At 68.0% G+C, this 11,630-nt stretch carries 12 protein-coding genes; all 12 read left to right on the top strand.

Annotated elements, in window-relative coordinates:
• The first annotated feature begins 51 nt into the window (after positions 1 to 51).
• The 12 genes from ABD371_RS03195 (at position 52) to ABD371_RS03250 (ending at position 11,602) form a co-directional block, all read left to right on the top strand.
• The gene (locus ABD371_RS03195) at positions 52 to 1,329 is read left to right on the top strand and encodes a serine hydroxymethyltransferase (RefSeq protein ID WP_344472429.1); all 1,278 of its coding nucleotides are present in this window, start codon (positions 52 to 54) and stop codon (positions 1,327 to 1,329) included.
• Positions 1,330 to 1,436: 107 nt separating this feature from the next.
• A complete protein-coding gene (locus ABD371_RS03200; protein WP_344472431.1) occupies positions 1,437 to 2,801 on the top strand; it encodes an MraY family glycosyltransferase in 1,365 nt (454 codons plus the stop codon).
• A 268-nt stretch (positions 2,802 to 3,069) separates the two neighbouring features.
• Entirely contained in the window at positions 3,070 to 3,507 is a 438-nt protein-coding gene (locus ABD371_RS03205) for a Cg1360 family ATP-synthase-associated protein (protein WP_344472433.1), read from the top strand.
• A 228-nt stretch (positions 3,508 to 3,735) separates the two neighbouring features.
• Positions 3,736 to 4,548: a F0F1 ATP synthase subunit A gene (atpB, locus tag ABD371_RS03210; RefSeq protein ID WP_190123296.1), complete on the top strand. Its 813-nt coding sequence runs from the start codon at positions 3,736 to 3,738 to the stop codon at positions 4,546 to 4,548.
• A gap of 80 nt (positions 4,549 to 4,628) precedes the next feature.
• Complete coding sequence (gene atpE / locus ABD371_RS03215; protein WP_344472436.1) at positions 4,629 to 4,871, top strand: ATP synthase F0 subunit C; 243 nt, start codon at positions 4,629 to 4,631, stop codon at positions 4,869 to 4,871.
• Positions 4,872 to 4,911: 40 nt separating this feature from the next.
• Positions 4,912 to 5,454: a F0F1 ATP synthase subunit B gene (locus tag ABD371_RS03220; RefSeq protein ID WP_344472437.1), complete on the top strand. Its 543-nt coding sequence runs from the start codon at positions 4,912 to 4,914 to the stop codon at positions 5,452 to 5,454.
• Complete coding sequence (locus tag ABD371_RS03225; RefSeq protein WP_344472439.1) at positions 5,451 to 6,266, top strand: F0F1 ATP synthase subunit delta; 816 nt, start codon at positions 5,451 to 5,453, stop codon at positions 6,264 to 6,266. The genes ABD371_RS03220 and ABD371_RS03225 overlap by 4 nt, the downstream gene beginning before the upstream one ends.
• Positions 6,267 to 6,407: 141 nt before the next feature.
• Positions 6,408 to 8,000 (top strand): F0F1 ATP synthase subunit alpha, encoded by a 1,593-nt coding sequence (gene atpA, locus ABD371_RS03230; protein ID WP_344472441.1) that lies wholly within the window; start codon positions 6,408 to 6,410, stop codon positions 7,998 to 8,000.
• Positions 8,001 to 8,020: 20 nt separating this feature from the next.
• Complete coding sequence (locus tag ABD371_RS03235; protein ID WP_190123299.1) at positions 8,021 to 8,938, top strand: F0F1 ATP synthase subunit gamma; 918 nt, start codon at positions 8,021 to 8,023, stop codon at positions 8,936 to 8,938.
• On the top strand, positions 8,938 to 10,380 hold the full coding sequence (atpD, locus tag ABD371_RS03240; protein ID WP_344472444.1) for a F0F1 ATP synthase subunit beta: 1,443 nt from the start codon (positions 8,938 to 8,940) through the stop codon (positions 10,378 to 10,380). The genes ABD371_RS03235 and atpD overlap by 1 nt, the downstream gene beginning before the upstream one ends.
• 231 nt (positions 10,381 to 10,611) lie before the next feature.
• The gene (locus ABD371_RS03245) at positions 10,612 to 10,995 is read left to right on the top strand and encodes a F0F1 ATP synthase subunit epsilon (RefSeq protein WP_190123301.1); all 384 of its coding nucleotides are present in this window, start codon (positions 10,612 to 10,614) and stop codon (positions 10,993 to 10,995) included.
• 130 nt (positions 10,996 to 11,125) lie between these two features.
• Complete coding sequence (locus ABD371_RS03250) at positions 11,126 to 11,602, top strand: DUF2550 domain-containing protein (RefSeq protein ID WP_344473183.1); 477 nt, start codon at positions 11,126 to 11,128, stop codon at positions 11,600 to 11,602.
• The last annotated feature ends 28 nt before the right edge of the window (positions 11,603 to 11,630 follow it).

Here is an 11,630-nt window from a genome sequence, read left to right on the forward strand (position 1 = left end):
ACCCCCGGCCTACATTGGAGAGCAGCGCCCCCGCGAGGCACGGAGCCCCCCATGCCCGTCACCACCGCACCCCCCACCGCCCCCGCCACCCCCATCCCCACCTACGCAGACCTCCCCGCCCTCCGCCGCCAGGACCCCGAGATCGCCGACCTCGTCCTCGGCGAGGCCGCCCGCCAGGGCGACACCCTCCAGCTGATCGCGGCCGAGAACTTCACCTCCCCCGCGGTCCTCGCCGCCCTCGGCTCCCCGCTGGCCAACAAGTACGCGGAGGGCTATCCGGGCGCCCGCCACCACGGCGGCTGCGAGCTGGTCGACGCCGCCGAGCGCATCGCCCGTGAGAGGGCCACCGCGCTCTTCGGAGCGGGCCACGCGAACGTCCAGCCGCACTCCGGCTCCTCCGCCGTCCTGGCGGCGTACGCGGCCCTTCTCAGGCCCGGTGACACGGTCCTGGCGACGGGCCTCGCGCACGGCGGCCATCTCACCCACGGCTCGCCCGCGAACTTCTCCGGGCGCTGGTTCGACTTCGTCGGCCACGGCCTCGACCCCCGGACCGGTCTGATCGACTACGACCAGGTCCGCGCCCTCGCCCGCGAGCACCGCCCCCGGGCGATCGTCTGTGGCTCGATCTCCTACCCCCGCCATCCGGACTACGCCCTCTTCCGGGACATCGCCGACGAGGTCGACGCGTATCTGATCGTGGACGCCGCCCATCCGATGGGGCTGATCGCGGGCGGCGCGGCCCCCAGCCCGGTCCCGTACGCCGACGTGGTCTGCGCCACCACCCACAAGGTGCTGCGCGGCCCGCGCGGCGGGATGATCCTCTGCGGGGCGCGGCTGGCCGAGCGGATCGACCGGGCGGTCTTCCCCTTCACCCAGGGCGGCGCGCAGATGAACGCCGTCGCCGCCAAGGCGGTCGCCTTCGGCGAGGCCGCCACCCCGGCCTTCGCGGCCTACGCGCACCAGGTCGTCGCCAACGCCAGGGTGCTGGCCGGCGCGCTGGAGGCCGAGGGCTTCGCGGTGCTCACCGGGGGCACCGACACCCATCTGATCGGCGCGGACCCGGCCCCGCTCGGCCTGGACGGCCACACGGCCCGGACCCGGCTCGCCGCCGCCGGCCTGGTCCTGGACACCTGCGCGCTGCCGCGGGGCGGGGGCCGGGGCATCCGGCTCGGCACGGCCGCGCTGACCACCCAGGGCATGGGGGAGCGGGAGATGGCCGAAATTGCCGCCCTGTTCACCCTGGCCGTCCGCGAGCCGGACGGGCCGTCGCGGAGGGTACGTACAGAAGTCCACGAGCTTGCCGGTAGATTTCCGCCCTATCAGGGGTAGCCGAAATCTGCGGAACCGTTCCTCGGCACCCGTTTGTCCTCAACCATGTGGGCCACCGCAGTTAGGGTGTGGGGCTTAGATGGCCGGCGATTCCTGTGGGGCAGCCCGTGCGTGATTATCTGCTGACGCTCTGTGTCACGGCTGCGGTGACCTATCTGCTGACCGGACCGGTGCGAAAGTTCGCGATCGCGACCGGCGCGATGCCGGAGATCCGCGCTCGCGACGTACACCGAGAACCGACTCCGCGGCTCGGTGGCATCGCCATGTTCTTCGGTCTCTGCGCGGGGCTGCTGGTCGCCGACCATCTGCAGAATCTGAACAGCGTCTTCGAGGTGTCGAGCGAGCCGCGCGCGCTCCTCTCCGGCGCGGCCCTGATCTGGATCATCGGTGTACTCGACGACAAATTCGAGATCGATGCCCTGATCAAACTCGGCGGCCAGATGATCGCCGCCGGTGTGATGGTCATGCAGGGTCTGACGATCCTGTGGATTCCGGTCCCCGGCGTCGGCATGGTCTCCCTGAGCGACGGGCAGGGCACCCTGCTCACCGTCGCCCTGGTCGTGATCACGATCAACGCGGTGAACTTCGTCGACGGTCTGGACGGTCTGGCCGCCGGCATGGTCTGCATCGCCGCCGCCGCGTTCTTCCTCTACGCCTACCGGCTCTCGGTGAGCCACGGCATCGAGGCGGCCGCCCCGGCGACGCTCTTCACGGCCATCCTGATGGGCATGTGCCTGGGCTTCCTGCCACACAACATGCACCCCGCACGGATCTTTATGGGCGACTCCGGATCGATGCTGATCGGTCTGGTGCTCGCCGCCGCCGCCATCTCGATCACCGGCCAGGTCGACATGGACGTCCTGAAGCTCTTCGAGGGCGGCGACCGCGAGGGCACCCACGCGGCCCTGCCGGTCTTCATCCCGCTGCTGCTGCCGCTGACGATCATCGCCATCCCGCTCGCCGACCTGATCCTGGCGATCGTGCGCCGCACCTGGAACGGGAAGTCGCCGTTCGCGGCCGACCGGGGGCATCTGCACCACCGGCTGCTCCAGATCGGTCACTCCCACAGCCGTGCGGTGCTGATCATGTACTTCTGGTCGGCGCTGATCGCGTTCGGAGTGGTCGGCTACTCCGTCCACTCGGCCTCCCTGTGGATCGTGATCGTGATCGTGGGCATGAGCGCGGTGGGGCTGGTGCTGCTGTTGCTGCCGAGGTTCACCCCGCGCGCCCCGCGCTGGGCCGAGTCGTTCGTCCCGCCCCGGTACCGGCGGCGCAAAATCGTCGCTGCCCCGCCGGCCCCGGACGCCCCCGAGGAAGCGCCCCAGGGCGCGCCTGAGGGCGCCTCTGAGGCTCCGGCGGCACCCTCCGGTACTCCGGAGCATGCACAGGCTCAGTCGGGCGTCAATGGGGCGACCGCGCTCGGTTCGCGCTCACGGACCTCCGACCGGAGGAAGGCCGGAACCCGCGGCTGACGTTTCCCGCTTTCCCTGTGCAATACCACACAAGTCTGTGCCGATTCCGTGCACAGACGGGCGCATTAGCTCTCATGTGTGATAGGTGGCACACGCCTGGGTAAAGACCTCATCAAATAGTTTGTGATACCGTTCACGAGAACCGGCGACAGAGCCGAAAGACCGTGGTGCGACGGTCTGTTGGCCCCGAGGACTCGACTCGGATCCGGATTACGCTCGTCCATGACGACACACCACTGCCATTCCTCCAGGAAGCGGAGCTGCCGCCATGCCGTCAAACGACGCCCGCACATTCCTTCACATCGCCGTGCCCCCAGCCGCCACAGGCGTCATCGCCACCGTGGTCAGCGCTGTGCTCGCCGGTGGCAAGGGAGCGCTCGGCGCGATCATCGGCACGCTGGTGGTCATCGGCTTCATGGGAATCGGCATGGTGGTCCTTCAGCGGACGGCCAAGTCACTCCCGCACTTGTTCCAGGCCATGGGGCTGATGCTCTACATGGCGCAGCTGCTGCTGCTCTTCATGCTGATGGCCCTGCTCAAGGGCACCACCCTGTTCGACTTCAAGGCCTTCGCCTTCTCGTTGCTCGCGGCGACCATCGTCTGGGTCGCGGCCCAGGCCAGGTACTACATGAAGGCCAAGATCATGTACGTCGAACCCGAGTCTTCGAAGGCCGAAAAGGCCCAGAAGACGGGCTCTCCGTCGTGAAGGGTAGGGCCGGTATAAAGAGCCGTTCGCGATCCTGCTATCGTCCGGTGCCAACTACTGCGGCACAGCGGGCGCGGGCATCTGAGCTGACGCCTGCTCATTCGCGAGGCTCCATGCCCGCCAGCCGCCCTCACATCCGTAACACCAGTCCAGTGCCGAACCGCGGCTGCGCGCCGCGCCGACACAACGAGGTTGCCGTACCCATGCGCCACGCTGAAGGAGCCCGCGGTGAGTGCTGACCCCCAGATGCTCGCCTTCGACCCGAACTGTCAGATCTTCACCGGGTGCGGGTTCCCAGCGCCGGGCCTGCACACGTTCATGTACGAGCCCATCGTCACGGTGTCGGGCTTCGAGTTCACCAAGCCGATGCTGCTGGCATTTCTCGGCTCTTTCCTGATCGTCGGCTTCTTCTGGGCCGCTTTCAGCAAGCCGAAGCTCGTGCCGGGCAAGCTGCAGATGGTTGGCGAGGCCGGGTACGACTTCGTCCGCCGCGGCGTTGTCTACGAGATCATCGGCAAGAAGGACGGCGAGAAATACGTCCCGCTGATGGTGTCGCTGTTCTTCTTCGTATGGATCCTGAATCTCTGGTCGATCATTCCGTTCGCCCAGTTCCCGGTCACGTCGCTGATCGCCTTCCCGGCCGGTCTCGCCCTGATCGTCTATGTCCTGTGGATCAGCCTGACCTTCAAGAAGCACGGCTTCGCAGGCGGCTGGAAGAACATTCTCGGCTATGACAAGAACCTGGGAGCGATCCTTCCCCTGGTGATGGTCCTGGAGTTCTTCTCCAACCTGATCATCCGCCCGTTCACGCACGCTGTCCGACTTTTCGCGAACATGTTCGCCGGACACATGCTGATCGTGATGTTCACCCTGGCGACCTACTACCTGATGAACAGCATCGGCTTCGTCTACGCCGGTGCCTCGTTCGTCATGGTCCTGGCGATGCTCGTCTTCGAGCTCTTCATCCAGGCCGTCCAGGCGTACGTCTTCGTGCTCCTGGCCTCCAGCTACATCCAGGGCGCGCTCTCCGAGCACCACTGAGCCAGCCTCACCCCCTCAAGACCCGCAGTCGACCGATGGCCAACCCCCATCGGGACATTGAAAGAGAAGGAAGAACCGGCATGTCCGCTCTCCAGACCCTCGCCGCCGAGAACGCCGTCTCCGGCAACGTCAACGCTGTCGGCTACGGCCTCGCCGCGATCGGCCCCGGCATCGGCGTCGGCATCATCTTCGGTAACGGTACCCAGGCCCTCGCCCGTCAGCCCGAGGCCGCCGGTCTGATCCGTACCAACCAGATCATGGGTTTCGCCTTCTGTGAGGCGCTCGCCCTCATCGGCATCGTCATGGGCTTCGTCTTCAAGTAAGCCGATCGACAGCCCATCTCTTTTCACGGAAGGCACTGATGTGATCCCGTTCAACCTTGCGGCGGTGGAGGAGCAGCCTCCGCTTCTCCCGCATCTCGACGAGCTCATCATCGGCCTGATCGCGTTCGCCATCGTCTTCTTCTTCCTCTCGAAGAAGCTCCTCCCGAACATCAACAAGGTTCTGGAAGAGCGTCGGGAAGCCATCGAAGGCGGCATCGAGAAGGCCGACGAGGCGAAGACCGAGGCCGAGAGCGTACTGGAGCAGTACAAGGCCCAGCTCGCCGAAGCCCGTCACGAGGCCGCCCGGCTGCGCCAGGAGGCGACCGAGCAGGGCACCGCGATCATCGCGGAGATGAAGGCCGAGGGCCAGCGGCAGCGTGAGGAGATCATCGCGGCCGGTCACGCCCAGATCGAGGCCGACCGCAAGGCGGCGTCCGCCGCGCTCCGCCAGGACGTGGGCAAGCTCGCCACCGACCTGGCCGGCAAGCTCGTCGGTGAGTCCCTCGAGGACCACGCCCGCCAGAGCCGCACCATCGACCGCTTCCTCGACGAGCTCGAGGAGAAGGCCGAGGCGACCCGATGAACGGCGCGAGCCGTGAGGCACTGGCTGCCGCACGCGAGGCCCTCGACGCGCTGACGGACAACACGTCCGTCGACGCGGCGAAGCTCGCCGAGGAGCTGGCGTCCGTCACCGCGCTGCTCGACCGCGAGGTCTCGCTGCGTCGGGTCCTGACCGACCCGGCGCAGCCCGGCGAGGCCAAGGCCGAGCTGGCGGGCCGGCTGCTGAGCGGCCAGGTGGGCGGCGAGACCGCCGATCTGGTCTCCGGCACGGTGCGTGCTCGCTGGTCGCGCTCCCGCGACCTGGTCGACGGTCTTGAGGAACTGGCGTCCACCGCCGACCTCACCGCCGCCCAGAAGTCGGGATCGCTCGACGACGTCGAGGACGAGCTGTTCCGGTTCGGCCGGATCGTCGACTCCAGCCCGGGTCTGCGTTCCGCGCTCACCGACCGCTCGGCCACCAAGGCCGCCAAGGCGGAGCTGCTGCGCAGCCTGCTGGGCGGCCGGGCCAACCCGGTCACCGAGCGTCTGGTCGTCCGTCTCGTCACCGCGCCCCGTGGACGTAGCCTGGAAGCGGGACTCGACTCCCTGTCCAAGCTCGCCGCGGCGCGCCGGGACCGGATGGTCGCGGTCGTCACGTCCGCCGTGCCCCTCACCGACCGGCAGAAGCAGCGCCTCGGCGCCGTCCTCGCCACGGTGTACGGCCGGCAGATGCATCTGAACCTGGACGTGGACCCCGAGGTCCTCGGCGGGATCTCGGTGCGGGTCGGTGACGAGCTCATCGACGGCACGATCGCGGAGCGTCTCGAAGAGGCGACCCGCCGCATGGCCGGCTGACGCCGCCATCAACTGAACAAACAGGCAGAGCAGTACCAGCGGCCCGGTTGGGCCGTGCAGAGATTGCAGAAGATTCCTGGGGGTCGGCCCCCAGACCCCCTTAAGAAACTTCGGGCCCAACAAGGAGAGCAGGGAACCCAGATGGCGGAGCTCACGATCCGGCCGGAGGAGATCCGGGACGCGCTGGAGAACTTTGTCCAGTCGTACAAGCCGGACGCGGCCTCGCGCGAGGAGGTCGGTACGGTCAGCGTGGCCGGCGACGGTATCGCCAAGGTCGAGGGACTGCCCTCGGCCATGGCGAACGAGCTGCTGAAGTTCGAAGACGGCACCCTTGGACTCGCCCTCAACCTTGAGGAGCGGGAGATCGGTGCGATCGTCCTCGGCGAGTTCAGCGGCATCGAGGAGGGACAGCCGGTCACCCGTACCGGCGAGGTCCTGTCCGTCGCCGTCGGCGAGGGCTACCTGGGTCGCGTCGTCGACCCGCTCGGCAACCCGATCGACGGCCTCGGCGAGATCGAGACCGAGGGACGCCGCGCCCTCGAACTGCAGGCCCCCGGCGTCATGGTCCGTAAGTCGGTCCACGAGCCGATGCAGACCGGCTACAAGGCCGTCGACGCGATGGTGCCGATCGGCCGCGGTCAGCGTCAGCTGATCATCGGCGACCGCCAGACCGGCAAGACCGCCCTGGCCGTCGACACGATCATCAACCAGCGCGACAACTGGCGCTCGGGCGACGTGAACAAGCAGGTGCGCTGCATCTACGTCGCCATCGGCCAGAAGGGCTCCACCATCGCGTCCGTGCGCGGTGCGCTGGAGGAGGCCGGCGCCCTGGAGTACACGACCATCGTCGCCGCCCCGGCGTCCGACCCGGCCGGCTTCAAGTACCTGGCGCCGTACACCGGCTCGGCCATCGGCCAGCACTGGATGTACGCCGGCAAGCACGTCCTGATCATCTTCGACGACCTGTCGAAGCAGGCCGACGCCTACCGCGCCGTGTCGCTGCTGCTGCGCCGCCCGCCGGGCCGTGAGGCCTACCCGGGCGACGTCTTCTACCTGCACTCCCGTCTGCTGGAGCGCTGCGCGAAGCTCTCCGACGAGATGGGCGCGGGTTCGATGACCGGTCTGCCGATCGTCGAGACCAAGGCCAACGACGTCTCGGCGTTCATCCCGACCAACGTCATCTCCATCACCGACGGCCAGTGCTTCCTGGAGTCCGACCTGTTCAACGCGGGCCAGCGCCCGGCGCTGAACGTCGGTATCTCGGTCTCCCGCGTCGGTGGCTCCGCCCAGCACAAGGCGATGCGACAGGTCTCCGGCCGTCTGCGCGTGGACCTCGCCCAGTACCGCGAGCTGGAGGCGTTCGCCGCCTTCGGTTCCGACCTGGACGCGGCCTCCAAGGCGCAGATGGAGCGCGGCAAGCGCATGGTCGAGCTGCTCAAGCAGGCTCAGTACCAGCCCATGCCCGTCGAGGAGCAGGTCGTCTCCGTCTGGGCCGGCACCACCGGCAAGATGGACGACGTCCCGGTCGAGGACATCCGCCGCTTCGAGTCCGAGCTGCTGGAGCACATGCGCCGCGAGCGCAAGGAACTGCTGACCAGCATCGCCGAGGGCGCGAAGATGTCGGACGACACCCTGACGGCCATCGCCGATGTGATCGCCGCCTTCAAGCGTCAGTTCGAGACCTCGGACGGCAAGCTTCTGGGCGAAGACGCGCCGGTCAGCTCGGCCAAGTGACGACGGAAGGGACCTGACTCATGGGAGCCCAGCTCCGGGTCTACAAGCGTCGCATCAAATCCGTCACCGCGACCAAGAAGATCACCAAGGCGATGGAGATGATCGCCGCCTCGCGCATCGTCAAGGCGCAGCGCCAGGTGGTGGCATCCACTCCGTACGCGACCGAGCTCACCCGCGCGGTGACCGCGGTCGCGACCGGGTCGAACACCAAGCACCCGCTCACCACTGAGGCCGAGACTCCGGTCCGTGCCGCGGTTCTGCTCGTCACGAGCGACCGCGGTCTGGCCGGCGGCTACTCGGCCAACGCCATCAAGGCGGCGGAGCAGCTCAACGAGCGGCTCCGGAGCGAGGGCAAGGAGGTCGACAGCTACATCGTCGGCCGCAAGGGTGTCTCGTACTACAACTTCCGCGAGCGCAAGGTCGTGGAGTCGTGGTCCGGGTTCACCGACAACCCGACCTACGCGGACGCCAAGAAGGTCGCGGCTCCGCTGATCGCGGCGGTCCAGCAGGACACGGCCGAGGGCGGCGTGGACGAGCTCCACATCGTCTTCACCGAGTTCATCTCGATGCTGACGCAGACGCCGGTGCAGAACCGGCTGCTGCCGCTCAGCCTTGAGGCGGCCGCCGAGGACAGTGGTACCAAGGGCGAGATCCTTCCGCTGTTCGACTTCGAGCCGTCGGCGGAGGACGTCCTCGACGCCCTGCTGCCGCGCTACGTCGAGAGCCGGATCTACAACGCGCTGCTTCAGGCCGCTGCTTCCAAGCACGCCGCCACCCGCCGCGCGATGAAGTCGGCGACCGACAACGCCGGGGAGCTGATCAAGAGCCTCTCCCGGCTTGCCAACGCGGCCCGCCAGGCCGAAATCACCCAGGAAATCAGCGAGATCGTCGGTGGAGCCAGTGCCCTGGCCGACGCGACCGCGGGGAGTGACAAGTAATGACGACGACAGTTGAGACGGCCGTTGCCACGGGCCGCGTCGCCCGGGTCATCGGCCCGGTCGTCGACGTGGAATTCCCCGTCGACGCGATGCCGGAGATCTACAACGCGCTGACCGTCGAGGTGGCCGACCCGGCCGAGGACGGCAAGCTCAAGGTTCTGACCCTTGAGGTCGCCCAGCACCTCGGTGAGGGTGTGGTCCGCGCGATCTCGATGCAGCCCACCGACGGTCTGGTCCGCCAGGCCACGGTGACCAACACCGGCGCGGGCATCACGGTGCCCGTCGGTGACTTCACCAAGGGCAAGGTGTTCAACACCCTCGGCGAGGTTCTGAACCACCCCGAGACGAACAAGGACGTCACCGAGCGCTGGCCGATCCACCGCACGGCGCCGAGCTTCGACCAGCTCGAGTCGAAGACCGAGATGTTCGAGACCGGCATCAAGGTCATCGACCTTCTCACCCCGTACGTCAAGGGTGGAAAGATCGGTCTGTTCGGTGGTGCCGGTGTCGGCAAGACCGTGCTGATCCAGGAAATGATCTACCGTGTGGCCAACAACCACGACGGTGTGTCGGTGTTCGCCGGTGTCGGTGAGCGCACCCGTGAGGGCAACGACCTCATCGACGAGATGAGCGAGTCGGGCGTCATCGACAAGACGGCGCTCGTCTTCGGCCAGATGGACGAGCCCCCGGGCACCCGTCTGCGCGTCGCCCTGGCCGGCCTGACGATGGCGGAGTACTTCCGCGACGTGAAGAAGCAGGACGTTCTCTTCTTCATCGACAACATCTTCCGGTACACCCAGGCCGGTTCCGAGGTGTCCACCCTGCTCGGCCGTATGCCCTCCGCGGTGGGTTACCAGCCGAACCTGGCGGACGAGATGGGTATCCTCCAGGAGCGCATCACCTCGACGCGCGGTCACTCGATCACCTCGATGCAGGCGATCTACGTCCCCGCGGACGACCTGACCGACCCGGCCCCGGCCACCACCTTCGCCCACCTCGACGCGACGACGGTTCTCTCCCGTCCGATCTCCGAGAAGGGCATCTACCCGGCCGTGGACCCGCTGGACTCCACGTCCCGCATCCTGGACCCGCGCTACATCGCGCAGGAGCACTACGACGCCGCCACGCGCGTCAAGGGGATCCTGCAGAAGTACAAGGACCTCCAGGACATCATCGCGATCCTCGGCATCGACGAGCTGGGCGAGGAGGACAAGATCGCTGTCCACCGTGCCCGCCGGGTGGAGCGATTCCTGTCGCAGAACACCCACGTCGCCAAGCAGTTCACCGGTGTGGACGGCTCGGACGTGCCGCTCGACGAGTCGATCGCCGCGTTCAACGCGATCTGCGACGGAGAGTACGACCACTTCCCCGAGCAGGCGTTCTTCATGTGCGGTGGCATTGAGGACCTCAAGGCCAACGCCAAGGAGCTGGGCGTTTCCTGAGTCTTCGGACTCGGGCGCGGGGGGCGGGACGGATTCCGCCCCGCCCCCCGCGTACGCCCCTCCTGTGAATCCCGGAACCCGGCCGGCCGCCTTCGACGCGGCCGGACGGGACCGGGGGCTCCGGCAGCGAAATGCCGGAGGACGGGCCCCGGCGCTTCGGCGTCCGGCGCCCCATTAGACTTTGACCCAACACCCGGCATCATCGCCGGGTGGTGACCCGAGGAGCCCCTCTTGGCTGCTGAGCTGCATGTCGAGCTGGTCGCCGCGGACCGTAAGGTCTGGTCCGGTGAGGCCACCCTGGTCGTCGCACGCACCGCATCCGGCGACATCGGCGTCATGCCCGGTCACCAGCCGCTGCTCGGTGTGCTGGAGTCGGGCCCGGTGACCATCCGTACCAGCTCCCCCGAGGGAGCCGGCACGGTCGTCGTCGCTGTGCACGGCGGTTTCATCTCCTTCGCCGACAACAAGCTGTCGCTGGTGGCGGAGATCGCCGAGCTGGCCGACGAGATCGATGCCCAGCGCGCCGAGCGTGCGCTGGAGCGCGCCAAGTCGGATTCGGACGCCGCCGCCGAGCGTCGCGCCGATGTCCGACTGCGCGCGGTGGCGGTGCGCTAGCACCCGCCGACAGTCGTCACCCTCAGCCGCGGCCCGGACTGGAGACTCCAGACCGGACCGCGGCTGAGGCAATGCAGGTGTTTGTCGAACGGCGTTTGGGGACGAGGACGATGCGAGGAGGTCGATGGACATGTTCCTCGCGGTGCTGGTGAGCGTCCTGGCGCTGGTCGCCCTGGTGGGGATCGCGCTGTTCGTCTTCGGGTTGCGCAGACGTCTGATCCAGCGCTCCGGCGGTACGTTCGACTGCTCCCTGCGATGGAATCTCCCCGAGGACCCCGACGCCGGTCCCGAGTCCGCCGCCGAGCCCTCCAACGGCAAGGGCTGGGTCTACGGAGTGGCCCGCTACAGCGGTGACCAGGTCATGTGGTTCCGGGTCTTCTCGTACGCCCCCCGGCCGCGCCGGATCCTGGAGCGCTCCGCGATCGAGGTGGTGGCCCGCCGCACCCCCGAGGGCGAGGAGGAGCTGGCTCTGCTCTCCGACGCGGTGGTGCTCGGCTGTCTGCACCGGGGCGTCCGGCTGGAGCTGGCAATGAGCGAGGACGCGCTGACCGGTTTCCTCGCCTGGCTGGAGGCCGCGCCCCCCGGCCAGCGGGTGAATGTGGCCTGAGGCCGTCTCGCCGTGACGGCCGTCCCGC

Source organism: Streptomyces amakusaensis, from assembly GCF_039532665.1.
Classification (GTDB): domain Bacteria; phylum Actinomycetota; class Actinomycetes; order Streptomycetales; family Streptomycetaceae; genus Streptomyces; species Streptomyces amakusaensis.